General features: G+C 64.5%; 28 protein-coding genes. 20 read left to right on the forward strand and 8 right to left on the reverse strand.

Annotation, left to right across the window (positions count from 1 at the left end; translation table 11 throughout):
• Positions 1-113: 113 nt before the first annotated feature.
• Both ACOOE2_RS12415 and ACOOE2_RS12420 read left to right on the forward strand, forming a co-directional pair.
• The gene (locus tag ACOOE2_RS12415; protein ID WP_420383310.1) at positions 114-1,238 is read left to right on the forward strand and encodes a fatty acid desaturase family protein; all 1,125 of its coding nucleotides are present in this window, start codon (positions 114-116) and stop codon (positions 1,236-1,238) included.
• Positions 1,239-1,245: 7 nt separating this feature from the next.
• Positions 1,246-1,671 (forward strand): GNAT family N-acetyltransferase, encoded by a 426-nt coding sequence (locus ACOOE2_RS12420; RefSeq protein ID WP_420383311.1) that lies wholly within the window; start codon positions 1,246-1,248, stop codon positions 1,669-1,671.
• Between the two features lie 238 nt (positions 1,672-1,909).
• Here the strand turns inward: ACOOE2_RS12420 and smpB are convergent, their stop codons facing one another.
• Complete coding sequence (gene smpB, locus ACOOE2_RS12425; protein WP_420383312.1) at positions 1,910-2,392, reverse strand: SsrA-binding protein SmpB; 483 nt, start codon at positions 2,390-2,392, stop codon at positions 1,910-1,912.
• Between the two features lie 124 nt (positions 2,393-2,516).
• On the opposite strand from smpB, the gene ACOOE2_RS12430 reads away from it, so the two are divergent.
• Complete coding sequence (locus ACOOE2_RS12430; protein ID WP_420383313.1) at positions 2,517-3,299, forward strand: 3-hydroxybutyrate dehydrogenase; 783 nt, start codon at positions 2,517-2,519, stop codon at positions 3,297-3,299.
• Between the two features lie 32 nt (positions 3,300-3,331).
• Here ACOOE2_RS12430 and dapA read toward each other — a convergent pair whose 3' ends face one another.
• On the reverse strand, positions 3,332-4,213 hold the full coding sequence (dapA, locus tag ACOOE2_RS12435; RefSeq protein ID WP_420383314.1) for a 4-hydroxy-tetrahydrodipicolinate synthase: 882 nt from the start codon (positions 4,211-4,213) through the stop codon (positions 3,332-3,334).
• 142 nt (positions 4,214-4,355) lie between these two features.
• On the opposite strand from dapA, the gene ACOOE2_RS12440 reads away from it, so the two are divergent.
• The 6 genes from ACOOE2_RS12440 to ACOOE2_RS12465 are packed head-to-tail and all read left to right on the forward strand — an operon-like array spanning position 4,356 to position 8,401.
• Positions 4,356-6,392 carry a transglycosylase SLT domain-containing protein gene (locus tag ACOOE2_RS12440; RefSeq protein ID WP_420383315.1) on the forward strand — a complete coding sequence of 679 codons (2,037 nt, stop codon included), beginning with the start codon at positions 4,356-4,358 and terminating at the stop codon, positions 6,390-6,392.
• A 9-nt stretch (positions 6,393-6,401) separates the two neighbouring features.
• Entirely contained in the window at positions 6,402-6,905 is a 504-nt protein-coding gene (locus tag ACOOE2_RS12445) for a GreA/GreB family elongation factor (RefSeq protein WP_420383316.1), read from the forward strand.
• On the forward strand, positions 6,902-7,525 hold the full coding sequence (locus ACOOE2_RS12450) for a histidine phosphatase family protein (protein WP_420383317.1): 624 nt from the start codon (positions 6,902-6,904) through the stop codon (positions 7,523-7,525). Before ACOOE2_RS12445 ends, ACOOE2_RS12450 begins: the two co-directional genes overlap by 4 nt.
• Positions 7,525-7,707 carry a DUF4169 family protein gene (locus tag ACOOE2_RS12455; RefSeq protein ID WP_420383318.1) on the forward strand — a complete coding sequence of 61 codons (183 nt, stop codon included), beginning with the start codon at positions 7,525-7,527 and terminating at the stop codon, positions 7,705-7,707. Before ACOOE2_RS12450 ends, ACOOE2_RS12455 begins: the two co-directional genes overlap by 1 nt.
• Positions 7,707-7,910: a hypothetical protein gene (locus ACOOE2_RS12460; RefSeq protein WP_420383319.1), complete on the forward strand. Its 204-nt coding sequence runs from the start codon at positions 7,707-7,709 to the stop codon at positions 7,908-7,910. Before ACOOE2_RS12455 ends, ACOOE2_RS12460 begins: the two co-directional genes overlap by 1 nt.
• Positions 7,907-8,401, forward strand: coding sequence for a hypothetical protein (locus tag ACOOE2_RS12465; RefSeq protein WP_420383320.1), 495 nt, complete (start codon positions 7,907-7,909; stop codon positions 8,399-8,401). The genes ACOOE2_RS12460 and ACOOE2_RS12465 overlap by 4 nt, the downstream gene beginning before the upstream one ends.
• A gap of 40 nt (positions 8,402-8,441) precedes the next feature.
• On the opposite strand, the gene ACOOE2_RS12470 is transcribed toward ACOOE2_RS12465, so the two are convergent.
• On the reverse strand, positions 8,442-9,152 hold the full coding sequence (locus ACOOE2_RS12470) for an outer membrane protein (protein WP_420383321.1): 711 nt from the start codon (positions 9,150-9,152) through the stop codon (positions 8,442-8,444).
• Between the two features lie 179 nt (positions 9,153-9,331).
• Between ACOOE2_RS12470 and rlmN the strand changes: the two genes are divergently transcribed.
• Positions 9,332-10,600: a 23S rRNA (adenine(2503)-C(2))-methyltransferase RlmN gene (gene rlmN, locus ACOOE2_RS12475; protein WP_420383322.1), complete on the forward strand. Its 1,269-nt coding sequence runs from the start codon at positions 9,332-9,334 to the stop codon at positions 10,598-10,600.
• Positions 10,601-10,735: 135 nt separating this feature from the next.
• Positions 10,736-11,152 (forward strand): ester cyclase, encoded by a 417-nt coding sequence (locus ACOOE2_RS12480; RefSeq protein WP_420383323.1) that lies wholly within the window; start codon positions 10,736-10,738, stop codon positions 11,150-11,152.
• Here ACOOE2_RS12480 and ACOOE2_RS12485 read toward each other — a convergent pair.
• Positions 11,149-11,403, reverse strand: coding sequence for a GlsB/YeaQ/YmgE family stress response membrane protein (locus ACOOE2_RS12485; RefSeq protein WP_420383324.1), 255 nt, complete (start codon positions 11,401-11,403; stop codon positions 11,149-11,151). The genes ACOOE2_RS12480 and ACOOE2_RS12485 overlap by 4 nt on opposite strands.
• Positions 11,404-11,505: 102 nt before the next feature.
• On the opposite strand from ACOOE2_RS12485, the gene ACOOE2_RS12490 reads away from it, so the two are divergent.
• On the forward strand, positions 11,506-12,666 hold the full coding sequence (locus tag ACOOE2_RS12490) for an aminotransferase (RefSeq protein ID WP_420384609.1): 1,161 nt from the start codon (positions 11,506-11,508) through the stop codon (positions 12,664-12,666).
• A gap of 52 nt (positions 12,667-12,718) precedes the next feature.
• Here ACOOE2_RS12490 and ACOOE2_RS12495 read toward each other — a convergent pair whose 3' ends face one another.
• Positions 12,719-13,411 carry a glutamine amidotransferase gene (locus ACOOE2_RS12495; protein WP_420383325.1) on the reverse strand — a complete coding sequence of 231 codons (693 nt, stop codon included), beginning with the start codon at positions 13,409-13,411 and terminating at the stop codon, positions 12,719-12,721.
• Positions 13,412-13,913: 502 nt separating this feature from the next.
• Between ACOOE2_RS12495 and ACOOE2_RS12500 the strand changes: the two genes are divergently transcribed.
• The 3 genes from ACOOE2_RS12500 (at position 13,914) to ACOOE2_RS12510 (ending at position 18,253) form a co-directional block, all read left to right on the forward strand.
• Positions 13,914-15,203 (forward strand): surface lipoprotein assembly modifier, encoded by a 1,290-nt coding sequence (locus ACOOE2_RS12500; protein ID WP_420383326.1) that lies wholly within the window; start codon positions 13,914-13,916, stop codon positions 15,201-15,203.
• 34 nt (positions 15,204-15,237) lie between these two features.
• Positions 15,238-16,944 carry a transferrin-binding protein-like solute binding protein gene (locus ACOOE2_RS12505; protein ID WP_420383327.1) on the forward strand — a complete coding sequence of 569 codons (1,707 nt, stop codon included), beginning with the start codon at positions 15,238-15,240 and terminating at the stop codon, positions 16,942-16,944.
• 97 nt (positions 16,945-17,041) lie between these two features.
• Positions 17,042-18,253 (forward strand): alkaline phosphatase family protein, encoded by a 1,212-nt coding sequence (locus ACOOE2_RS12510; RefSeq protein ID WP_420383328.1) that lies wholly within the window; start codon positions 17,042-17,044, stop codon positions 18,251-18,253.
• A 328-nt stretch (positions 18,254-18,581) separates the two neighbouring features.
• Here the strand turns inward: ACOOE2_RS12510 and ACOOE2_RS12515 are convergent, their stop codons facing one another.
• Complete coding sequence (locus ACOOE2_RS12515; RefSeq protein WP_420383329.1) at positions 18,582-18,740, reverse strand: hypothetical protein; 159 nt, start codon at positions 18,738-18,740, stop codon at positions 18,582-18,584.
• 13 nt (positions 18,741-18,753) lie between these two features.
• On the reverse strand, positions 18,754-20,343 hold the full coding sequence (locus ACOOE2_RS12520; protein ID WP_420383330.1) for an isocitrate lyase: 1,590 nt from the start codon (positions 20,341-20,343) through the stop codon (positions 18,754-18,756).
• A gap of 131 nt (positions 20,344-20,474) precedes the next feature.
• Here ACOOE2_RS12520 and ACOOE2_RS12525 point away from each other — a divergent pair, with 131 nt between their 5' ends.
• The 5 genes from ACOOE2_RS12525 (at position 20,475) to ACOOE2_RS12545 (ending at position 24,811) form a co-directional block, all read left to right on the forward strand.
• On the forward strand, positions 20,475-21,863 hold the full coding sequence (locus ACOOE2_RS12525; protein ID WP_420383331.1) for a helix-turn-helix domain-containing protein: 1,389 nt from the start codon (positions 20,475-20,477) through the stop codon (positions 21,861-21,863).
• A 66-nt stretch (positions 21,864-21,929) separates the two neighbouring features.
• Entirely contained in the window at positions 21,930-22,439 is a 510-nt protein-coding gene (locus ACOOE2_RS12530; protein WP_420383332.1) for a GNAT family N-acetyltransferase, read from the forward strand.
• 22 nt (positions 22,440-22,461) lie between these two features.
• Positions 22,462-23,034, forward strand: coding sequence for a DUF1285 domain-containing protein (locus ACOOE2_RS12535; RefSeq protein ID WP_420383333.1), 573 nt, complete (start codon positions 22,462-22,464; stop codon positions 23,032-23,034).
• A complete protein-coding gene (locus ACOOE2_RS12540; protein WP_420383334.1) occupies positions 23,031-23,636 on the forward strand; it encodes an NUDIX hydrolase in 606 nt (201 codons plus the stop codon). The genes ACOOE2_RS12535 and ACOOE2_RS12540 overlap by 4 nt, the downstream gene beginning before the upstream one ends.
• Positions 23,633-24,811: a CCA tRNA nucleotidyltransferase gene (locus ACOOE2_RS12545; RefSeq protein ID WP_420383335.1), complete on the forward strand. Its 1,179-nt coding sequence runs from the start codon at positions 23,633-23,635 to the stop codon at positions 24,809-24,811. Before ACOOE2_RS12540 ends, ACOOE2_RS12545 begins: the two co-directional genes overlap by 4 nt.
• A gap of 14 nt (positions 24,812-24,825) precedes the next feature.
• Here ACOOE2_RS12545 and ACOOE2_RS12550 read toward each other — a convergent pair whose 3' ends face one another.
• Entirely contained in the window at positions 24,826-25,374 is a 549-nt protein-coding gene (locus tag ACOOE2_RS12550) for a J domain-containing protein (protein WP_420383336.1), read from the reverse strand.
• Positions 25,375-25,433 lie beyond the last annotated feature (59 nt).

Here is a 25,433-nt window from a genome sequence, read left to right on the forward strand (position 1 = left end):
GGTATAGCCCTCGTCCCCCTGCAAGGCGATCAGGCCCGCTTTTACCCCATGATATTTGGGGTTATGCCATTTTGTTGCCGTTAATGGGGTTTAGTTCACACCACACGAGCCCCATGTTGCGCACCGAAGAGGACTGTCTTTTGCACCCCGCGCCGACCCTTGCCGATGCCCGGCCCCGCCCTGCGCCCTTGCGGATCACGCTGTCGGGCGTCGCCGACGATCGTGCCATGCTGCGTACGGCGGCGGAACTGACGCGCGACCTGCAACGCCCCGATCCAAAGATCTACTGGCCCGATTTTCTGGGTTCGGCGCTGGTCGGGTATGGCGCGCTGGCAGGCGCGGTCCTTGCACATTCGCCATGGGCAGTGCTCGCATGCGCCCTGCTGGCAGTGCTGGCCTTGTATCGCGCGACGTTGTTTATCCACGAGATCACCCATCTCAATCACGCGCATCTGCCCGGTTTCAAACTGGTGTGGAATCTGGTGATCGGCGTGCCGACGATGCTGCCCTCGTTCATGTACGAGGGTATTCATGTGCAGCACCACACGCGCGTGAAATACGGCACGGCCGAAGATCCCGAATACCTGCCGCTTGCCTTGATGAAGCCGTGGAGCCTGCCGCTGTTCTTCATCGTGTCGGTGCTGATGCCGATCGGCCTGATTGTGCGGTTCGGCGTGTTGGGGCCGCTTTCGATGGTCATTCCGCCGCTGCGCCGCGTGGTGGTCGAACGTTTCTCGGGCCTCCAGATGAACCCGCTCTATCGCCGCCGTCCGCCAGAGGGCGAATTTGCGCGGGAATGGTTCTGGGAAGAACTGGGCGCGTCGATCGTGGCCGTTTCGATCATCGCCGCCGCGCTGACCGGCGTGCTGACGCCGCATGTGCTGATCGTATACATCGCGATTATCGGCGGGGTGGCGCTGTTGAACCAGGCGCGTACGCTCGTGGCGCATCGCTGGGAAAACGAGGGCGAGCCGCTGACGGTGACCGCGCAATTCCTTGACAGCACCAATGTCCCCGATGGCTTTCTGCCGCGGCTGTGGGCGCCGGTGGGTTTGCGTTATCACGCACTGCATCACCTGTTGCCCAGCCTGCCGTATCACGCGCTGGGCACGGCGCATGGCCGCATCGCCGGCGCGCTGGGCGCGCAATCGACTTATGCGCAATCGAACCATCCGACCTTGCGCGGATTGCTGATGCGCCTGTTTGCCAGCACGATGGCCCGCCATACCGCCGACTGATCGCCGCTTGCCGTTCCTCCTGACCGAACCCGCCGAGCCCTCGCCGGCCGACCGCGATGCGGTGCTTGCGCCGCTGCGCGCGTATAACATTGCCCAGGCGGGCGATCCGCACATCCGCCCGGTCGCCATCCTGGTGACGGCGGAGAATGGCACCACGGAAGGCGGCCTGTGGGGTCGCATCGGTTATGACTGGCTGTTCATCGAATTGCTGGGCTTGCCAGAGGCGCTGCGTGGCCAGGGCCTGGGCCGCAACTTGATGGAACGCGCCGAAGGTATCGCGCGCGACGCAGGCTGCGCGGGCATCTGGTTGGATACGTATGAGTTCCAGGCGCGCGGGTTCTACGAAAAACTGGGCTACACCTTGTTTGGCGCATTGCCCGACCATCCCGTTGGTCAGAAACGCTTTTTCTTGATGAAGCGGCTTTTGCCCTGACACATCCCTGCCATTCATTGTCATTCCCGCGAACGCGGGAATCCAGAGTGGATGGCACCACCGCATTGAATTTGAGCGACCTTTGTCCAGTCGAACCGTCCCGACTGGATTCCCGCATTCGCGGGAATGACGATGGTCGGGCTGGGCTGGGTGGAATCGAAATTACGAGCAAGGTAACAATTGGTCGTCAACGGTCATGTGCCTATCAAGGTTTGCAAACGACCTGATCGTCAAAGCCCTAGCTATGCTCGCGCATGATCCGCGCCTTGTCGCGTGCCCAGTCGCGCTCTTTGCTCGTCGCGCGCTTGTCGGCGTTGTTCTTGCCGCGGGCCAGCGCAAGTTCGACTTTGGCGCGGCCGCGACTGTTGAAATAGACCGACAGCGGGACCAGCGTCATGCCCTTGCGTTCGACCGCGCCGTGGAACTTGGCGATCTCGCGCTCTCTCAACAGCAGTTTGCGAACGCGCTTGGGCTCGTGGTTGTTGCGGTTGCCGTGGCTGAATTCGGGGATGGTTGCATTGATCAACCAAACTTCGCCGTTCTTGACCTCGGCATAGCTTTCCGCGATCGATCCCTGGCCAAAGCGCAGCGATTTGACCTCGGTGCCGGTCAGCGCGATGCCCGCCTCGTACACATCGTCGATGTAGTACTCATAGCGTGCGCGCCGGTTTTCGGCGAGGATCTTCGTTTTTTCGAATTCTGGGGGTCTGGGACGTACCATGGTCATGGGCATGTAGGGTTGCGCGCGGATAAATGCAAAGGCCGATCCATGGGGCGGATCCGGTTGGCAAAACACCGGGTGATCATTAGACCTCGACCCTTCCTTCCTGATTGAAAGCCCGCGCATGCAACTTGCCGATAAAGTTTCGCTGATCACCGGGGCCGCCAGCGGGATCGGCCTGGCCATCGCGCGCAAATTCGCCAGCGAAGGCGCGCGGGTCGCGATCGCCGATCTGCGGCTCGACGGCGCGCAGGCCGCAGCCGATGCGATCAATGCCGATCGCCCTGGCATGGCGATGGCCGTGGCGATGGATGTCGGCGATGAAGATGCGGTCAACGCCGGTGTCGCTGCGGTGATCGCCGCGTGGGGTACGGTCGATGTGCTGGTGTCGAACGCCGGGATCCAGATCGTCAATCCGGTCGAAGCATTCGCCTTTGCCGACTGGAAAAGGATGCTGTCGATCCATCTGGATGGCGCGTTCCTGACCAGCAAGGCGGTGCTGCCGGCGATGTACGCGCAAGGTTCGGGTACGATCCTGCTGATGGGATCCGTCCATTCGAAAGAGGCCTCGCCGCTGAAAAGCGCCTATGTCACTGCCAAGCACGGGCTGATGGGCCTGGCGCGGGTGATCGCGAAGGAAGGCGGCGCCAGGGGCGTACGGACCAATGTGATCTGCCCGGGGTTCGTACGCACGCCGCTGGTGGACAAGCAGATCCCCGAACAGGCGCGCGAGCTGGGTATCAGCGAGGACGAGGTGATCCGCAAGGTCATGCTGGGCCAGACGGTGGACGGCGAATTCACGACGGTTGAGGATATCGCCCAGGTCGCGCTGTTTTTTGCCGCGTTCCCGACCAATGCGCTGACCGGCCAGTCGCTGACCGCCAGCCACGGCTGGTCGATGAGTTGAAACGTATCCTCCCCGTTCCGGGGAGGATAAGGTTAGAGCAAACCCGCGTGGACCAACGCAGCGTCTACTGCCGAGCGCGCCGCGTCGTCACACGCCACCAGCGGCATGCGCAGTTCTTCGGTAATCCAGCTATGCACGCGGGTCAGCGCGTATTTCAACGGGCCGGGCGACGCGTCTTCGAACATCGCGTAGTGCAGCGGGTACAGCCGGTCGTTGAGTTCGCGCGCGCGCACCAGATCGTTTGCGGCGCAAGCGTCCTGGAATTCGGCGCACAGACGCGGAGCGACATTGGCCGTTACCGAAATGCACCCGACCGCGCCTGCCGCATTGGCCGGCAGCGCAAGCTCGTCATCGCCCGACAACTGGCAGAAATGCTTACCGATGCCCATTCGGTGGTCGGTCACGCGCGAAAGATCACCGCTGGCATCTTTGATGCCGATGATCTGCCCGGGAAACCGCTGCGCCAGTTCGCACACCGTTTCGGGCTGAATATCGGTCACTGTGCGCCCGGGCACGTTGTAAAGGATGATCGGCAGGTCGCAGTGCTGCGCCAGATAGCTGAAATGCGCGATCAGCCCCGCCTGGCTCGGGCGGTTGTAATACGGCGCCACCAGCAGTGCGGCAGACGCGCCACACTTTTTGGAAAAGCTCATGTGCAAAAGCGCGTTCATCGTGTCGTTGCTGCCGCAGCCGGCAATTACCGGCACCCGCCCGGCGGCCTGTTCGATGCACAGTTCGATCACGCGGTGGTGTTCGGCATTGGAAAGGGTCGAATTCTCGCCGGTCGTGCCGCACGGCACCAGCGCGCTCGATCCGTTTTCGATCTGCCAGTCGACCAGCCGCCGGAACGCTTTCTCATCCAGCGCGCCATCGCGAAAAGGCGTGACGAGAGCGGGAATGGAGCCGGAAAACATGGACTTTGATCCTCGAAATGGGGCATAGATCGAATGCGGCGGTTGAATTGATCACCACCGCACCGTTATACCGATCGGCCTACCACCAACCGGCACCTTTGCGCCTGATAGGGAGACGCCCCCCCTGATGTCCAGCACGGACATGCCTGTTACATCCAGCTGGTTCAGCCGGACGACGATCGCGCTGCGCCGGACCCGGTGGCGGCGGTGGACGTCGTTGGCGCTGGCACCGGTGGTGGCCGGCACGATGGCCAATGCCAGCGGCGGCGATTACGATGGTTCGGCATGGGACCGCGCCCGCGCGCAATTGATCAGCCAGAGCCAAAGCCCGATTTCGCAGGCGATCGAGCGATGGAAACAACTCAGCGCGACCCCGGGCTATGGCTTTTCCGCCTATGCCGGGTTTGTCGCATCCTATCCCGGCTTTCCCGATGAAGACCATATGCGCCGCATGGCAGAGGCCGCGCTCGATCGCGAATCTCCTGCGCCGCAATCGCTGGTGGCGTTTTTCGACCGGTTTCCGCCGCTGACAAACCCGGCGCGCGCGCAATATGCGCTGGCGTTGCGCGCAATGAACCGGCCCGAAGCATCCGAAATGGCGCGCCAGGCTTGGCGTGGCGGCGTCATGAGCGACACCGCCGAAACCGCGATCCTGACGACCTGGGGCAGCACGTTCGTTACCGCCGATCATGACGCGCGGATCGATGCGCTGTTGTGGGCGGGGGCCTCGGTGCCTGCGCAACGCATTCTGCCGTGGACGTCGGCGCTGGTGCGGCCATTGGCGCAAGGCCGGCTGACTGCGCTGGCCGGCGGCGATCCTTATGCCGCGGCGGCGATTTCGGCAGCGACGCTCGACAGCGATCCCGGCTTTGCCTTTGCCCGCGCGCGCGAGTTGCACCGTCTGGGGCGCTCGCAGGCAGAGGCGATCTATCTCGGCAATCGCCCGCGCCTGACCGGCAAGCCGCTCGATCTGCCGCACTGGATTTCCGAACAATTGTACGCCGCGCGGCAGGCTGCCGACACGGGCGATACCGCCAATGCCACGCGGATCGCGCTCAACGCCGCCGACAGCTTTGCACCCGGCGAAGATATCAGCCAGCAGACGTACAGCGTGCGCGATGATTACACCTCGCTCACCTGGCTCGGTGGCACCAATGCGCTGTGGCGCAACCATGATCCGATGACCGCGGCGTCGCTGTTCGGCCGTTATGCGAGCTCGGCGCGGGGCCCGGGAGTCAAGGCCAAGGGGCTCTATTGGGCCGGGCTGTCGCTGGTGCGCAGCGGGCATCCGGCCGAAGCGCGCGAATCGTTTGCCGCCGCCGCGCAGCATCCTGACCAGTTCTACGGCCTGCTCGCGCTCGAACGGCTGGGCCAGCCGGTGCCGAACCTGAACGCCGGTCTTGCGCCCGAACCGACCGCCGGCGAGCGCGCACAATTCGCCGCCGCGCCGCTGACCTCGGCGGTGCGCGAAGTGGCGCGCGCCGGCGACTGGCACACGACCATCCGGTTCTTCAAGGAAATCGCAGAGCAGCAGCAGACGCCGGGGCAGCACCAGATGGTTGCCGAGCTGGCGCAAGGTCTGGGCCGGCGCGACCTGGGCGTCATCGTCGGCCAGGCTGCGGGGCAGCATGGCTATACCCAGTTTGCGGCAATTTCGTTCCCGCTGATCCCCGTGCCGCCCAGCCAGGCGCGATCGTGGACGATGATCCACGCGATCACCCGGCAGGAAAGCCAGTTTGCCCAGAACGCGATCAGCCATGCCGGCGCGCGCGGACTCATGCAGATGATGCCCAGCACCGCCAATGAACAGGCGGGCAAGCTGGGCCTGTCGTATTCTTCCGATGCGCTCATTTCCAATCCGCAATTCAACATGGCGGTGGGCGGGGCCTATTTCGACCACCTGCTGACGGTGTTTGGCGGCAGCTATCCACTGGCGGTCGCCGCCTATAATGCGGGCGCGGGCAATGTCGGCAAGTGGCTGCGGGCCAATGGCGATCCGCGCACCGGGCAGATCGAATGGGTCGACTGGATCGAGCGCATTCCGATTGCCGAAACGCGCAGCTATGTCGTCCACGTGCTGGAAAACGCGGTCGTCTATGAAAAGATGAATCCCGACAAGGCCAGCTATGGCGGCCCCAACCCGCTCAGCCATTTCCTGGGCAAGTCCAATCCGGGTTGAGTGGCCGACATGAATGTTGAGGGCAACCCCATCACGCCCAGCGGCATGGCAGCCATGCGCGCGCGCTATGACCACCTGCTTGGCACCGAGCGGCCGCAGATTGTCGAGATCGTCAGCTGGGCCGCGGGCAATGGCGACCGGTCGGAAAACGGCGACTATCTTTATGGCCGCAAACGCATGCGCGAAATCGATCGCGAACTGTCGTTCATCGCGCGCCGGATGAAAGCCGCGCGGGTTATCGACCCCGCCGGGCAACTCGACCAGACCCGCGCGCTGTTTGGCGCCACGGTCGAAATAGCCGACGATGACGACAATCGCCGCGTGCTCACACTGGTGGGCGACGACGAACAGGATGCGACCGCCGGGCTGATCGGGTGGACCGCGCCGATCGCGATCGCATTGCGCGGTGCCAAAATCGGCGATCTGCGCCGCGTACGCCTGCCCTCGGGGCAAAAGGAATGGGAAGTGATCGCGATTTCGTATCCCCCAAAAACCCCGATCGCAGTGGCATGAAACGCTACTTCATCATGCGCCACGGCGAGACGGTCTATAACCTGCAGCGCGTGCTGCAATCGAACACGATCCACACACCGCTGACCCGCTTGGGCTGTGACCAGGCGACGCGCATGGGCACGGCGCTGCTGGCGGAACTGGGCCGTGCGCCGCCTGCGCACGTCCATGTCTCCGACACCGGCCGTGCGCTGCAGACGCTGTCGCTGATCTGCGAAGCCACCGGGCTCGACTGGTTCACCGCGCAGCGCAGCGCCGATTTGCGCGAGATCGAAATGGGATCGTGGTGCCTGCGCAGCTATGCCGATGTCGAGGCCGAAGTCGGCCCGGTAATGCTGGCCGACCATCTGCTGGCTCCTGCGCCCGATGGTGAGGATTACCCGGCGATAGCCGCGCGACTGACGCAGTGGCTCGCCGGGGCAGGATCGCTGCCCGGCGATCATGTTGTCGTGATGCACGGCATTTCCAGCCGGGTGCTGCGCGGTATCTTGACCGGGCAACCCGATCATCCGGCGGTCGGTGCGCCGGTCGGGCCTTCGCTGGTGCAGGGTTCGATCGCGCTGATCGTGAACGGCACGGAAACCGTGCTGTTTGGCAGCCCCCACGGCACGCAGCACGCCTGATGGCCGATGTGATCAATCTTCGCCAGGCTCGCAAAGCCCTCGCCCGGCGGTCCGCAGCCGAACGGGCGGCGGAAAACCGCGCACGCCATGGCCGCACCCGCGCCGAGCGCACGGCGCAAACCACCGAGTCGGAACGCGCCGCGCGTCTGCTTGCCGCGCACCAGATCGACGAATCCGACTGATGCGCACAACCGACGGTGAAGCCACGGTGCGGCTGTATTTCCTGTCCGACGCAGGCGACGGCGGCCACGCCGAAACGCTGATGTACGGCCCACTGTCCGACGCGATGGCGCTCGCCGCGCGGCAGGACGAGGCCACGCAGGACGGCCTGTGGATTGCCACATCGAACGATGTGATCGCCTGGCGCGATCTGGTGGAAGAATGAAACAGATTGCGCTTGCCCTGGTGCTGATCGCGCTGGCCAGCGGCACCGGCGCCATCGCGCGCGACCGGCTGGGCGTGTGGAACGACTGGGGCGCGTTCCGCGATGCCGCCGTGCCGCGCTGTTATGCCATCGCCATGGCATCGGATACCACCGCCCGGGGCCACCAGACGCAGCCGTTTTTCACTGTCGCGACCTGGCCCCGGCGCGCGATCCATGGCGAGGTCCATGTGCGGCTGTCGCGCAATGCCACGCCGGGAAAACCGGTCGACATCGTTCTGGGCGGCCGAAAGTTCGCGCTGGTGTCGAGCGGCATCGACGCCTGGGCCGCCGACCGCCGGATGGACGCCGCGATCATCGCGGCCATGCGCGAAAGCGGCGACATGACCGTGGCAATGCGCGGCCGCGATGGCCACTTGTCCCGCGACACGTACCACCTTGTGGGCGCCGCTTCGGCCATGGACGCGGCAAGCCTGGGTTGCGCCGGCTCGTAGAGAAGCGCCTGAAAAGCCCTCTCTCAGGCTTCAGGAAAATTCAGAAGCGGAAGCCAAAGCTCAGCATCGCCTGCTGACGGTTGCCACGCAGGTTGTATACGCTGGCATTGGGCGTGGCGTCGCTGAAATTGAACTGCTCGCTGCCATAATGCGTGTAATCGTATTCGACTTTCACATACGTCACCTTGGTGATCTGCCGTTCAAGGCCGATCCCGCCGCGCAGGCCGGTCGCGCTGGCCGACTGATGCAGGTTATCGCTGCCATCGGTGCCGTAGACCGAGAAATGAAATGTGCTCAGGCCGGCCTTGGCATAAACCTCGGTCTTGCGGTTGAGCACGAAGCCGACGCGGCCACCGATGAACACATCGGGCTGGATCTTGACCAGCGAGGTGTTGAAATCGTTCGCAACCAGATGCGCCGAATTGTTGAATTTCGCCGTGCTGCCATAGACGCCCAATTCCGCGCCGATCAGCACTTTGTCGGTCAGCGGAATGTCATAGCCGATTGCGCCGCCAAACGCCGCACCCGAACCTGTGCCCCGGGTCTGGATGATCGTGTTGTCGATCGTCCGGATCGATGTGGCGTTGAGATGGTCCCAGCCCACGCTGGCCTCGACATGCAGACCGCCAAACCCTTCGACCGGCGTCAGCGCCACAGTGGGATCCACCGCATCATCGTCATCCTGCGCCCACGCCGGGCTGCCCAGCAGCATGACCATTGCGGCAGCCGCCACGGAAAAAACGGTCTTCATACGAGAAATTTCCCTCAACAGGCACACGTCCGGATTGGTCCCCTAACCCCAAACCTCGCAGGATAATGCCCCCTTTGCTTGCAAAAAACGGCTCTGTGACAATGTATTACACCGTGACGCGTTTGGACCGCGCAGCGCCCTGTTTGCGCTAAACCCGCGCGTCGCGTATAGGCCGCGCCATGTCCACACCCCTGATGCCGATCCCGGGTCATTTCGACCCTGTACCCCTGCCACGTGACGTCACGCCGCGCGCCGATGGCCGCGTCGACCTGATGGGCCTGTCGCGCCAGGCGATCATCGATGTTTTCGCCGCCGCCACGCTTGATCCGCGTGCGGCAAAATTGCGCGCGAAACAGGTGTTCCACTGGATCTACCATCGCGGCGTCACCGATTTTGCCGCAATGACCGACATCGCCAAAACGATGCAGCCGTGGCTGACCGCGCGCTTCGTGATCGGCCGGCCCGAAGTGGTCGAGGCGCAGGCCTCGACCGACGGCACGCGCAAATGGCTGCTGCGCACGGCGGACAATCACGATTACGAAATGGTGTTCATCCCCGATGCCGATCGCGGCACGCTGTGCGTGTCGAGCCAGGTCGGCTGCACGCTGAACTGCCGGTTCTGCCACACCGGGACGATGCGGCTGGTGCGCAATCTGACGCCCGGCGAAATCGTCGGCCAGGTCATGCTGGCGCGCGACGCGCTGGGCGAATGGCCCAAAGCCGGCGGCAACATGGCCGGGCTGAATGACGAACTCGACGAGGAAGACGAGGCCACCACGCGCGATTATAGCGCCGATGGCCGCCTGCTGACCAATATCGTGATGATGGGCATGGGCGAGCCGCTGTATAATTTCGACAATGTCCGCGACGCGTTGAAAGTCGTGATGGATGGCGACGGCCTCGCGCTGTCACGCCGGCGCATCACCCTGTCGACCAGCGGTGTGGTGCCGATGATGGCGCGGTGCGGCGATGAAATCGGCGTCAACCTGGCGGTGTCGCTTCACGCTGTGACCAAGGAGGTGCGCGACGAAATCGTGCCGATCAACCGCAAATTCGGCATCGAGGAATTGCTCGGAGCATGCGCGGCCTATCCCCGCTCGTCGAATTCGCGCCGCATCACGTTCGAATACGTGATGTTGAAGGACAAGAACGACAGCGATGCCGACGCACGCGAGCTCGTCCGACTGCTGAAGGAATACGACCTGCCCGCCAAAGTGAACCTGATCCCGTTCAACCCCTGGCCCGGCGCGCCCTACGAATGTTCGACGCCCGAACGCATTCGCAGCTTTTCCAACATCGTCTTTGCCGCCGGCATTTCGGCACCGATCCGCACGCCGCGTGGCCGCGATATCGATGCCGCCTGCGGGCAGTTGAAGACCGCATCCGAGCGCAAGTCACGCGCGGAGATGGATCGGCTGGCGGACGAAAAACAGGCCGCTTTGGGCTAGCGTGCCGCCCCATCGCGGGCAAAGCATGACCCGGATGCATCCGATATCGCGGTTTTGAACAAAGCCCGACTTGGCGCTTGTGTGCACCCCGATCGCGCGATAGCTTTGGCTGGAAAATTCCAGGGAGCATTGACCGTGACAGCCACATCCGACACCGCGCATGCCTTTTTCGAAGCCTGCGAAAGCGGCAAAGGCTGGGCGGAGTGCGCGCAATACTGCGACGCCGATGCGACATTTTCCGCCCAGTCGGGCGCGATTGCCGATATCGCCACGCTGGCGGATTATACCGAATGGATGAAGGGCCTGCTCGGCATACTTCCCGATGGCGCCTATGAATTGACGGCCTTTGCCGAAGATATCGAGCGTGAGACCGTCGTGGCGTCGGCCGTATTTACCGGCACGCACACAGGAGAAGGCGGCCCGGTCCCACCAACGGGCCAGGCCGCCAAATCCGATTACGTCTATGTTATCAAGCTGTCCGGCGGAAAAGTCAGCCATATGACCAAAGTATGGAACGATGGCTGGGCCCTGAAACAGCTTGGCTGGGCCTAGACCGCCCGGTTGACGAGACGCACCACGAACAACAGGATCACCGCGCCGATAAACGCCGTGACGATCGATCCGATGAAGCTGCTGCCCGGCGCAACGCCCAGCATCCCGAACACCCAGCCGCCGATAAACGCGCCGACAATACCCAGGATGATATCGACGACCAGGCCATAGCCGCCGCCGCTCATCACTTTACCTGCAAGAAAACCGGCAATCGCGCCGATGATCAGCCATGCAATCAAACCATGTTCCATAAAACCCTCCCTGACTGGTACATACACGCACCATAAACAAACCGGATCGGACAAAGTTCCATCACCCCTTCCCGTGGGCACCGGAATTGCTAGACCATGGCAATGCACGCGCTGAACCCTGTCTATACCGCCCTGCCCACAACCATCTTCGAACATATGTCGGGCCTTGCGCGCGATCATGGCGCGATCAATCTGGGTCAGGGTTTTCCCGATGCCCCGCCGCCGGCGGCCTTGTCCAGCGCCGCGGCGCGCGCGCTGGCCGAACGCTCGCAGCAGTACCCGCCGATGGCCGGCCTTCCGGAACTGCGCGACGCAATCGCCGCGTTCTACAGGCGCCGCCAAGCCCTCGATCTTGCGCGCGACCACGTGATCGTGACGTCTGGCGCGACCGAAGCCGTTGCCGCAGCCGTGCTCGGCGTGGTCAGCCCGGGTGATGAAGTGCTGCTGTTTCAGCCGGCCTACGACGCCTATGCCCCGCTTGTGCGCCGCGTCGGCGCGGTACCGGTGTTCGTTCCGCTTGTGCCGCCGCGCTGGGCGTATGACGGCGATGCGATCAAGGCTGCGATCACGCCGAAAACGCGCGCGATGATCATCAACGATCCGCTCAATCCCACCGGCACCGTGATGAACGCCGCGCAGCGTGCCATGCTGGCGGCGCTTGCGGTCGCGCACGATCTGTTCGTGATCTGCGACGAAGTGTGGGAGACGGTGCGCTTCGACGGGGCCGAACATGCGTCGCTGCTCGCCGAACCGGGCATGGCCATGCGCACCGTCAAGATCGGGTCGGCCGGAAAGATCTTCGGCGCGACGGGGTGGAAAGTCGGCTGGATGATCGCCGCGCCCGAAGTTGCCGCCGTGCTGGCCAAGGCGCACCAGTTCCTCACGTTTACCACCCCGCCGATGCTGCAATGGGCGGTCGCCGAAGGGTTGGCCGATGATACGATGATCGATAGCCAGGTTGCCGGCTGGGCAACGACCCGCGCGGTGTTGAACGATGGCCTGCGTACGCGCGGCTTTGCCGTGTTGCCGGGCGTGGCGACCTGGTTCAGCTGTATCGACCTGGCCGCCAGCGGCATTGCGATCGACGACCGCACCGTGGCCGAACGCCTGGTGCGCGAGGCCGGCGTCGCCGCGATCCCGCTATCCGCACTGTGGGAAGGCAATGACGCCCCGCGCCACATCCTGCGCCTGTGCCATTCGAAACCGGCGTCGATGCTGGAAGATGCTTTGGCGCGAATCAGCCGTTGGCGCGACACGCTTTAAGCCGTCCAGAAGCCCTCCGCCGAGGGGCTGGGGGCGGGGCTGAGAAAAAACGCTATTCCAACCCCGCCAGCCACTCCGCGATCATTGCCCGGCTGGCCGCAATCGCGCGCGGGCCATGATCGGCATAGGCTCCGCGCAAACCTTCAGGCGTCTGGCCCGCTGCCGCCAGATCGGCAGGCCCTTGCGCGATCCACGCATCGACGCGCGGGTCCTCGCCCATTTCGCCATGGAATTGCAGTGCCAGCGTGTTGCGCCCGCGCGCAAATGCCTGGTGCGCATAGACATGGCTCGATGCGAGCAGCCGCGCGCCTTCGGGCAGATCGAATGTATCGCCGTGCCAGTGCAGCATCGGCACATGCGCGACATGGCGCAACGGACTGGTATCATCGAGGACCGCAACCGGGTGAAACCCGACCTCCTGCTGGCCGCCGGCATAAACCCGCGCGCCCAGCGCCGCCGCGATCATCTGCGCGCCGAAACACACGCCCAGTGTCGGACGATCCGCCGCCAGCCGCTGCGCCAGACGATGCAACTGGCAATCGATCCACGGGTGCCCCGCCCGATCGTACACCGCCATCGGCCCGCCCATCATGATCAGCAGGTCGGGCTCGACGAGGCAGCGCGCCGCAAAAGCGGGATCGCCGACATCGACGCGGCACACATCATAGCCCGCCGCCTCGATCGGTTCGCGATACGCGGCAACGCCTTCATGCGGCACGTGGCGGATTAGCAGAGCGGTTTTCATATCAGGCAATGATCGGCATGTTTCCGTTATGATAAAGGCGCAGGATCAAATCCCGAGCCGGTTCCAGAATTCCTCGGCAGATCTGACCCGGTCGCTGGCCCCATCCCCGCCCTGCAGCGCCCAGTGCCAGGAAGGATGCGGCAATCGGGGCAAGACCCCGTGGAGGGCCGCTTTGGCTTTACGGGTGACAGATTTTCTCGGCATCACGCAATTCCTTTTCACGAATTTTAGCGATTGGTGACGCGGTGCAAGCTGATCGTGCAAAAACCGCGGCCGGACCGGAACGGGAGACGAAGGAGGACATTCCGGCCCGACGCCTTATGTCTACGCAATCGATTGAGTTATGTCTGGCGAGAAAAATTCATCGCTGCAAAAGTTTGGCTTGCGTGAAGGCCCGGCCCGCGGCCGTGCCAAATTGGGGCCATCCCCGCTTGCCCGGGGTGACACCGACCGCCATCAAACCTGGCAGGTCATCGGGGGCATTGCACGGGCTGTGGCGTTCATGGGGTTGCCCGACAACAATGCGGCGGTTGCGGCCGCCGTCCCGGCCAAAGCGCGAATGACACCCGCGCAACTGTTCGATTTTGCCGCGCAAGCCGCCGCGCGCGGCGACATGACCACCGCAGAGGCCGCGCTGCGCGCACTCACGGCGAACCCCGCTGCTGCCATCCGCAACGAGGCGCGCTTTCGCCTGGCCCGGCTGATCGCGCCGCAAACAGGCCGCAAGGCAGAGGCCGCGATCCTGTGCCGCCATATCCTCGACGAACAGCCGAATGCGGCTCCTGTCCGGCTCGAACTTGCGCGTCTCGATGCGGAACTCGGCCACATGGCTGCCGCCGGCCGCGAATTGCGCGCGGCGCAGGCGCTCGACCTGCCCCCCGATGTCAGCCGCGCGGTGCGGTTCTATCAACAGGCGCTCGATGCGATCCGCCCGATCGGCGGCAGTGTCGAAATCGCGCTGGCCCCCGACACCAATATCAACCGCGCCACCAGCGGATCATCGCTGAACACCGTGATCGGCGATTTCACGCTGAGCCGCGATGCACAGGCAACATCGGGCATCGGCGTGGTCGCGCGCGCGCAGGCTTTTGCCCGCGTGCCGCTCGATCCGCAGTTGACGATGGTGGTGCGCCTGTCGGGCAGCGCCAACATCTACCGCGACCCCGAATTCGACGACATCGTCATCGCGCCGCAAATCGGCCCCGAATGGTCCAGAGGGCCCGACCGGATCAACCTGTCGCTCGGCCCGGGCTGGCGCTGGTATGGTGCCGATCCTTATACGTTTTCCATCGGTGAAAGCCTCGACTGGCAACACCGGCTGGGCAAACGTGCACAGATCCGCGCCGGGCTGAGCCATGCCTTTGTCAGGAACGAGCGCGACAATCTGGAAACCGGCGCCGCGTGGGGCGCAACCGGCGGGCTCGATCGCGCCTTTACCGCGCGGTCTGGCGGCGGGTTTTCGCTCAACGCCAATCGCCAGGGCGCGCGCGATCCCGGCTATGCGATCACCGGCGGCGGGTTCAGCCCGTACCTGTACCGCGAAGTCGGCCATGTCACGCTGACCGCCACTCTGACGTACAGCCATCTCGCTGCCGACCAGCGGCTCAGCCTGTTTACCGATCGGCGCATCGACAACGCCTATGGGGTCAGCCTGGCGGCGACATTGCGCCAAATTCGCATCGGTTCCCTGGCCCCGCTGGTACGATTGCGGCTGGATCGCAACCGATCGACCGTGCAGATTTACGACTACAAAAGGGTCGCCGGCGAAGTGGGGTTGTCTTCCGCGTTCTGACCGGTTTCACGCTCCTTTGCGAAAGGGCTGCGCTATGCATGCATCATCGGGGATCAGGGCAGCCGTCACGTTTGGCGCGATCATGGCGCTGGGCGGATGCGGTGATGGCGGCGGTGGCATGGTTGCCAGCGTCAGCGCGCCGCCGCCGCCCGTTGTCAACAACGCGTCGCTTGCCAGCCTGACCGCCAGCCAGTCGTTTTCCAACAATGCCGCCAGCGCCAACGCCACGATTGCCGCCAACGCCAATGTCACTGCCGCTTCGTCGACCAGCCAGCCGCTGACGTTCAGCTATGACCTGGCATCGAACAGCTATACCGTATCGACCCAGGGCCGCAGCCAGACATTTGCGCCCGCCAGCCAGGCCAGCGCCAAAGGCGGCATCGCGGTCTATGCCGTGACCAATGGCGCAACCGCCGACCGCCTGACGATCGAAACCGCCAGCGTGACCGGATACGCCGCCACTTCGCCGCAATATTCCGGGCTCGGCTATTGGCAGCGCACCGTATCGGGATCGGGCAGCAGCGACGTCTCGGTCGATTTCTTTATCTACGGCTTGCCCTCGGCAACATCCGCCGTGCCGCGCACCGGCAGCGCGGCCTATGCCACCAGCATCTATGGCCTGGTGTCGCCGCTCGGCACCGAGGCGCGCTTTTTCCAGGGCACCGGGCGCATGGATGTCGATTTTGCCGACGCCTTGCTCACCACCAGCGCGACTGTGAGCGAAAGCGGGATCGTGTCGCAGGCCAATTACGGCACCGGCGCCACGCTGACCGGATCGGGCACCCTGTCATCGAGCGCCAATGCCTTCACCGGCAGCGCGGTCTATACCGGGCTGAACAGCGCCTCGCACGGCACGCTGGCGGGCCAGTTCTACGGACCCAGCGCGCAGGAAGTGGGCGCATCGTTCACCACCACCGGCGCCGACGGCAGCAGTGCCACCGGCGTGATCTGGGGCAACCAGAACTCCACCCTGCCGCCCATCAACCTGACCGTGGCCAACCCCGCCACCAACGCGACATACAATGCGCCATCCGCACAGATGACACTCGGCCAGAACGCCAATCCCGGTTTCGCCACGGGCACCGTCGCAGTGACCACCACCGGCACCACCACCGTGACCCCCGCCGGATACCCCGCTGCGACGCTTGTGGGCAGCGACACGGTGGCAGGCACCAATGCCAATTTTACCGATTACAGCACGGCGGGTGCCGACGGCGCGATCGCGGTGAACCTTTACAAGGCGGGCAGCGGCAACACCGAGCTTGCGCTGACCTATATGTCGTTCGGATCGTGGCAGGGTCCGACAGGCGCGGGCAACAGCGCCGCGGCGGTGTCGTGGTTTGCCTATGGCCTGGGCACCGCGCCCGCGGTGATCCAGGCGCGTACCGGGTCGGCGAGTTACACCGGCGTTGCCTATGGCACCGCTTACAACAGCGCGACGAACACGAGCGCAGCGGTCAATGGCAATGCGTCGTTTGCGGTCAATTTCTACATCCAGGGCTATTCCGGCAGCCTGGGATTGAAAAGCGCGACCACCAATTACGGCACGTTCAACGTGTCGGGCGTTCTTGCCAGCGGTGCCGCACAATTCGGCAGCCTGACCGGGGTGACCGCAGGCACGGGATCGATCCTGCCAGCATTCTACGGACCCAACGGCCAGGAATTCGGCGGCCCGTTCCGGATTTCCATCCCCACCGCCACCACCACGATTGTCGGCGTCGCGGCGGGCAAGGGCGGGTAAGCGGGCGGGTAGGCGGGCGGGTAGGCGCAAATTGTCTTTTACGTGAAACCAAGCAAGTCTAACGCTCTCTCCTTGCCGGTTTTTCACGAGGGCCGATATGCGAATTCTGACCGCGACGCTTGCGCTGGCCCTCGCATGGATGGCGGCGCCAGCGCTGGCAGATCCGGCACCTGTCATCCTGATCTCGATCGACGGGTTTCGCGCCGGTTATCTTGACCGGGGCGTCAGCCCGACGCTGTCCGCGCTAGCCGCCGGCGGCGTGCGCGCGGAACGGATGATCCCGTCGTTTCCTTCGGTCACGTTTCCCAATCACACCGCGCTGGTCACCGGGCTGGTCCCCGATCACAACGGCATCATCAACAACGCCTTTGCCGACCCCGCGATGCCGGCGGCGTTTTCGATGGCGAGCAAGGACGAACGCTGGTGGGGCGAAAGCACCCCGATCTGGATCACCGCCGAACGCGCGGGCGTGCATAGCGGCGTGATGTTCTGGCCCGGCGTCGCGGTGCCGCACGAGGGCACCCTGCCCGGCCTGTTCCGCGATTTCGATCGCAAGGTGTCCTACACCGAACGTGTCGATACGGTGCTCGGCTGGCTCGACCTGCCGGCCGACAAGCGCCCTGCCCTGGAGCTTTTGTATTTCGAAACCGTCGATGGTGCGGGCCATTCGTTCGGCCCGGATTCGTCCGAGGTAAACATCGCGATCACCGCTGTCGATACCGCGATCGCGCGGCTGGTCGCGGGGTTGAAAGCGCGCGGGATTGCGGCCAACCTGATCATCGTGGCCGATCACGGCATGGCGCCGATCAAGCCCGGAAACCCGGTGTTTCTCGATGACCTGATCGACGTTCCGGCAGTCAAAGTGTCGTTCGACGGGACGATCGTCGGTATCAACATCCCCGACACCGCCCGCGCCAAAGCGGTGCACGATACATTGTTGCACCACCAGCCGCACATGCAGTGCTGGGACAAGGCAAAGATCCCCGCCGACCTGCACTACGGCAGCAATCCGCGTGTGCCCGATGTGGTCTGCGCGGTCGAAACCGGCTGGCTGGTGCTGACGCATGAAAGCTTTGCCCGCGGCCAGACCGCGCACCCCGGTGTCGAAAAAGGCGCGCACGGCTATGACATTCACGACCCGCTGATGGGCGCACTGTTCATCGCCAACGGCCCCGCGTTCAACACCGGCCAGGTGATCCCGCCCTTTCCCAATGTCGATATCTATCCGCTGATGACCAGACTGCTGGGCATCACCGCATTGCCCAACGATGGGCATCTGGCTGATCTGGCGAGTACACTGAAACAGTAGGCCGCCTTGACTTCCCTTCCTTCCAGAGGAGGGGCTGGCATGGAGACGATCCCCACTCGCCAAGGTTTATGGAGGGGTTTGGCCCCACCCTGCACGTCGCCCCGGACTTGATCCGGGGCTGTGCTTCTTCGATGGGCTGCCGGATGGTCCGGGCGCGTCATCTCGATTTCGCCAGGTCGTCCGTTCCCATCCATGGCTCGTCAGGCAAAATAAGCACAATCCCGGATCAAGTCCGGGATGACGAAAGTGGGGATCGTTCTGACGCGGTGGATGACCCCGGAGTAGAATGGGGCAGTGCGTATTTGCACCGCCCCACAGTACCTCCCGATTACCGACCCAGCGCGCTCCCCAAACGATGGTACAGGTTCGAGAATTTCACCGACTCCGGCGTATCCTCGATCTTCTGCAGATGCGACAGCACCGCCTCGCGGATCAGTTTGAAATCTTCGGTCGAAAGGACCGCGCGGGCCCGTTGGGGTTCTGCCATTTGTGCTCTCCTGTTATGCTGCGAACTGGTTCATCGTGTTGTGTGCGCCGCCGGCTTTCAGCGCGGCGTCACCGGCGAAATATTCCTTGTGATCGTCACCCACGTCCGATCCGGCCATGTTCTGGTGGCGCACGCAGGCCAGGCCCTCGCGGATTTCGCGCCGCTGCACGCCTTCGACATAGGCCAGCATGCCCGCATCGCCGAAATAGCCCTTGGCCAGGTTGTCGGTGCTGAGCGCAGCGGTGTGGTACGTCGGCAGCGTGATCAGGTGGTGAAATATCCCGGCCTCGCGCGCCGCATCACGCTGGAAAGTCTGGATGCGGCGATCGGCCTCGATGCCGAGGTCGGTCGCATCGTAATCCGCGCTCATCAGCCGCGCGCGATCATAGGCGGAAACATCACGGCCTTCCCCCGACCACGCATCAAACACCTGGTTGCGAAAGCTCAGAGTCCAGTTGAAGCTGGGCGAATTGTTGTAGACCAGCTTGGCATGCGGCACGACCGCGCGGATACGGTTCACCATCCCTGCAATCTGGCCGATATGCGGCTTTTCGGTCTCGATCCACAACAGGTCTGCGCCGTTCTGCAGGCTGGAAATGCAATCGAGCACGACGCGGTCCTCGCCCGTGCCGGGGCGGAACTGAAACAGGTTTGACGCCAGCCGCTTCGGCCGCATCAGCGCGCCATTGCGGCTGATCAGCACTTCGCCATGACCGACCGTCTCTACCGGATCGCAATCGAGGAAGGCGTTATACTGGTCGCCGATATCGCCGGCCTCACGTGTGTATGCGATCTGTTTGGTCAGCCCGGCGCCCAGCGAGTCGGTGCGCGCCACGATGATCCCGTCATCGACACCCATTTCGAGGAATGCGTAGCGAACCGCGCGGATCTTCGCGATGAAATCCTCGTGCGGCACAGTGACCTTGCCGTCCTGGTGGCCGCACTGCTTTTCATCCGAAACCTGGTTTTCGATCTGGATGCAGCACGCGCCGGCCTCGATGAATTTCTTGGCCAGCAGATACGTCGCCTCGGCATTGCCGAAACCTGCGTCGATATCGGCAACGATCGGCACGACATGGGTTTCATAGTGATCGATAGCATGCTGGATACGCTGCGCCTCGACCGCGTTGCCAAGGCCCCGCGCCTTGTCGAGATCGCGGAACATCCCGCCCAGCTCGCGGGCATCGGCCTGCTTGAGGAACGTGTACAGCTCGGCAATCAACGCCGGAACGCTGGTCTTTTCGTGCATCGACTGATCGGGCAGCGGGCCGAATTCGCTGCGCAGTGCCGCAACCATCCAGCCCGACAGGTACAGGTACCGGCCCTTGGTGGTGCCGAAATGCTTCTTGATCGCGATCAGCTTCTGCTGTCCGATAAAGCCGTGCCAGCAACCCAGCGACTGCGTGTATTTGGCTGGGTCAGCATCATAGGCGGCCATGTCCGCGCGCATGATCCTTGCGGTATAGCGCGCGATGTCGAGCCCGGTGTGGAACCGATTCTGCAGGCGCATGCGCGCGGCAGGTTCGGCCTCGATGCCGTCCCAATGCTGGCCGAAGGTGGCAATGGCCGTGTCGGCGTCGGCAATGGTCTGCTGGTAAGTCATGGTCAATCCTGTCGCGTGGTGTTGACGCGGGATTAGCGCCCGGACAGGGCGCGCGGAATGGCGCACGAAGTCATGTTGTCAAACTTTACAGGAAATGCTTGTATAGTTGTGCAGACACGTACGGAGCCGCCATGTCCAAACGCGAACAGATGTCGCGCCCGCTGTTTCTGGGACCACGCATCAAGCGCCTGCGGCGCGAACTGGGCCTGACGCAACAGGCGATGGCGCAAGACCTGGCGATTTCGCCGAGCTATGTTGCGCTGATCGAACGCAACCAGCGGCCGCTGACTGCCGATCTGCTGCTGCGCCTGGCGCGCACGTACAAACTCGACATGAGCGAATTGGCCGCCGACGAGCGCGACGATTATGCGCAGCGACTGACCTTGATGCTGAAAGACCAGATCTTTGCCGAGATCGACCTCACCTCGCTGGAAATCGCCGATATCGCAACAAGCTTTCCCGGCGTGGCCGAGGCAATGCTGCGGCTGAACGGCGCCTATGCGCGCGAGCAGCAGGCGCTGGCCGGCCTGCGTGAAGGTACCGGGGCTGATCCGGCGACCGATGCCGTAGGCGAGACGCGGCGGTTCATCGCGCGCGCTGGCAACCATTTTCCCGCGCTCGATGCGCGCGGGGCGGCGCTGGCGGACGAGATCGCACGCGGCGCAGGTCCGGTCGAATGGCTGCGCAAACAAGGCATCCGGGTGCGCTTTCTGCCCGGCGACGTGATGATGGGGGCGCTGCGCCGGTATGACCGGCATGGCGAACAATTGCAGATCGATGACGCCTTGCCCGAGGCGGCGCGCCAGTGGCAGATCGCGCTGCATATCGCCTATACGGCCATGCGCGCCGACATGGCCGCGCTTGTGCGCGGCGAGACCTTTGCCAGCGCGACCGCTGCGCAACTCGTGCGGCGGACGCTGGCGGGGTATGGCGCCGCGTCGATCCTGATGCCGCTTGGTGACTTTGCGCGCGCGGCCGAAGCGCGCGCCTACGACATCGACACACTCGCCGGGATGTTCGGCGTCGACTTCGAGCGCGCTGCGCACCGGTTGACGACATTGCAGGGCGTCCCGTTCTTTTTCCTGCGCGTCGATGCGGCGGGCAATGTGTCAAAACGGGTCGACGGCGCGGGCTTTCCTTTTGCGGCGCACGGTGGCGGTTGCCCGTTGTGGAATGTGCACCGCACGTTCGCCGCGCCGCATGCGGTGCATACGCAATGGCTCGAATTGCCCGATGGCCAGCGGTTTTTTTCGGTGGCGCGCGCGGTGACCCATGGCGGCAGCGCGTATGACCGGCCCACGGTAACGCGTGCGATCGCACTCGTGTGCGCCGCCGAACATGCGCCGCGGCTTGTTTACGCGCAGGCTGATACGCCCCCTGCCCCCACCCCGATCGGCATGACCTGCCGGCTGTGCCACCGCGCGCAATGCACCGCGCGCGCCGAGCCGCCGCTGGGCCGCGAAATCCTGCCCGACGATTATCGCCGTGCCGCCGCACCCTTTGCCTTTGCCGACGGCTGAAACGGTTGCGATGGGGAGACGGGGCCGCTATCGGCCGAAAGCCGGAACCCGAAAGCCCTGTCCAAAGTGTCCACGATCATCCCGCTCGCCGATGTCGATCCCGAACTGGTCGAGGCGCTGCTCGACACCGCGTTCGAGCCAACACGGCACCGGCGCACGGCCTACCGCCTGCGCGAGGGCACCGAATGGCTGCCCGCGCTGTCGTTTGCCGCGCTCGATGATGGCGACATGCTCGCCGGCACGATCCAGTGCTGGCCGATCGCGCTCACCGATCCGGCCGGCCGCCGCCATCCGATGATCATGGTCGGCCCGGTTGCAGTGATGCCGGCTGCGCAGGGCAAAGGCTATGGCCAGGCGCTGGTCACCGCAGCCGTGACCGCGATCGACCCGCGCGCGCCGCTGCCGCAAGTGCTGATCGGCGACCCTGAGTATTACGAACGCTTTTTTGCGTTTTCGAACGCACATACCGGCAACTGGCAGGCGCCGGGCCCGTTCGAACGCCATCGCCTGTTGTGCCGCACGGCCAATCCGTCGGTTCTGCCCGTTGAGGGCACTCTGGGTCCTTGGCGCGGCTGACGTGGTCGGATAAAGGTTCGGGATGCCTTATACACCGCCCCCTGACCTTGCCGCGATGAGCCTGGCCGAACTGGCGCAAGCCGTTGCCGAGCGCCGTCTGCCACCGATCGACAAATGGACGCCGGCGCAATCGGGCGACAGCCTGATGCGCATCGCGGCCGATGGTGCGTGGTTTCACGATGGCGGGCCGATCACCCGCCCGGCGATGGTGCGCGCGTTTTCGGCGCTGCTGGTGCGCGATGCCGATGGCGCGCATTATCTTCGCACGCCGGTCGAAAACCTGGCGCTCGTCGTCGAAGACGCCGCCTTCATCGCCACCGACATGCAGGTGCGCCATGACGAGGCCGGCCGCACAGTGCTGGCGTTCCGGCTCAACACCGACGATCTTGTTCTTGCCGGGCCCGAACATCGCCTGCGCACCGCAGGCAGCGCGGATGTGCCCGCGTTCTACCTCGGTGTGCGCTACGGCACGGAGGCGCGCCTGAACCGCAGCACGTATGGCCAGTTGATCGACTATGCGCTGACAGTGTCGGCGCCCGACGCGCTAGGCGTGGAAAGTGCCGGCGAACATTTCGCGCTGGTGCCGCCCACGTGACCGACGCGCTGTTCGATCGGTTGTCCATGCTGCTGGCACAAGGTCACGCGCAGCAGACCGCCGCGCCGTGGCACGACTGGCGCGCGCCGGACGGTGTCGCATTGCGCGCCGCCGCAGTGTTGATCGCCGTGACCGATCGGCCCGGCCATCCGGATGGCCCGGGCGTATTGCTGATCCATCGCCCCACGACCATGCGCGCGCATCCCGGCCAGGCGGCCTTCCCCGGCGGCAAGATCGATCCGGGCGAAACCGCGATCGAGGCTGCCCTGCGCGAAGCGCAGGAGGAACTGGGGATCGACCCTGCACTTGTGCGCGTGGTCGGTGAAACCGACCGGTTTCACACCGGCACCGGCTATGACATCACCCCCGTGCTCGCGGTGGTGCCCGGTACGATCACGATCACGCCCAATCCCGCCGAAGTGGCGCAGTGGTTCGAGCCGCCGTTCGGCTATGTCATCGACCCCGCCAACCAGGTGCCGAAATCGGCGGAATGGAACGACCAGCGCCGCGAATATATCGAGATTGTGTGGCACGGGCACCGCGTGTGGGGCGTGACCGGCGGGATCATCGCCAATCTGTCGCACCGGATCGCCTGGCGGTGAGCGACGTGCTGCCGGCGGCGGGCTGGACCCGCCGTGACGACCTGGCCGCGCTGGTTGCGGCGCTCGATCCCGATGGCGAAGGTTTGTGCCGCTGGGTTGGCGGTGCGGTCCGCGATACGCTGCTGGGTCTGTCGATCAAGGATATCGATATGGCGACCACTTTGCTGCCCGACACGGTGCTGGCGCGGCTGGCGGCGGCACAGATCCGCGCGCTGCCCACCGGAATTGCGCATGGTACGGTGACAGCCGTGCTGCCCGGCGGCCATGTGGAGATCACCACGCTGCGACGCGATGTGACGACCGATGGCCGCCATGCCACCGTCGCGTTTTCGGCCGACTGGCGCGAAGACGCCAGCCGCCGCGATTTCACGATCAACGCGCTCTATGCCGACCCGCGCACGGGCGCGATCGACGATTATTTCGGTGGCCGTGCGGATCTGGCGGCGCGGCATGTGCGGTTCATCGGCGATGCGCGGGCGCGCATTCGCGAGGATTACTTGCGTATCCTGCGCTATTTCCGCTTTCAGGCGCGGTTTGGCGGCACGCCTGCCGATACCGAGGCCGAGGCGGCTTGCGCTGACCTGGCACCGGGTTTGAAAGGCCTGTCGCGCGAACGGGTGGCAGGGGAATTGATCCAACTGCTTGCGCATGCCGATCCGGCACCCGCCATGTTGCGCATGGCGGAACTCGGCGTGCTGGCGCAAGTCCTGCCCGAGGCGGATGCCAGCGCCCTGCCCGCGCTGGTTGCAGCCGAGCGCCGCGACAGCGTCCCGCCTGATCCGTTGCGGCGGCTGGCCGCGATGCTGCCTGCCGATCCGGCCGCGGTGGATGCGATCGCCGCGCGCCTGCGACTGTCCGGCGCGCAACGCAAACGGCTGATGCGCGCAGCGCCGCGCAAGACCGGCGATGCGCGTGCGCTGGCGTATCGGTTGGGGGAAACCGGCGCGATGGATCGATTGTTGATGGCAGGGGAAAGCGTGGCGGGATTGCGGGATTGGGTTGCGCCGCGGTTTCCGCTGAAAGGCGGCGCGATCGTCGCACGCGGAATCTCGATGGGGCCGCTTGTCGCGCAACTGTTGCGCCAGATCGAGGATCAGTGGGTCGGCGAAGGGTTTCCTGACGAAAAGCGTATCGCCCAATTGCTGGATGCAGCGGTCGCCCAACACAAACCATAACGGGCGCAACAAGACTAAACTTCGCCTTGCGGGCCTTTCCACACGCGGCGGTCTTCGGCGGCGCGCAGGACTTCGTACGCCACTTGGAGGCGCTGGAATTCGGTCGCCGCTGCAGCATCGCCGGGGCGCACGTCGGGATGGACCAGCTTGGCCTTGGTCCGCCAGGCTTTGCGCACCGCTTCGAACTCCGCATCGGGATCGAGGCCCAGCGCTTCCAGTGCGCGCAATTCGTCGCGGCTGCGGCTGCCGTCGCCAGAGCCGCCCCAGGCGGCCCACGATGACGACTGCCAGCCGGCGGCCTCGTTGCTTTCGCTGCGCTCGCGCTGCGCGGCTTCTTCCTTGTCCAGCCCTTCGAAATAATTCCAGCCGGAGTTGTATTCCGCCGCATGCGCGGTGCAGAAATACCAGCGATCGGGCAGATTGGGCGATTTGGGCGCGGGGCAATTGCCCGGCTGATCGCATCCGGCGCGGTCGCACATCCGGATCGTCGCGGCCTCGCGCGATCCGCCGTATCCGCCCCAGCGCGGAAAGCCCCAGTCATTCGATCGTGTCGCGCGCGTCATTACCGACTCAAAAACAAAGCGCCCGACACAATCGTCGGGCGGCACACACGATAGCACAA

Source organism: Novosphingobium sp. (assembly GCF_965214355.1).
Taxonomy (GTDB): Bacteria; Pseudomonadota; Alphaproteobacteria; order Sphingomonadales; family Sphingomonadaceae; genus Novosphingobium.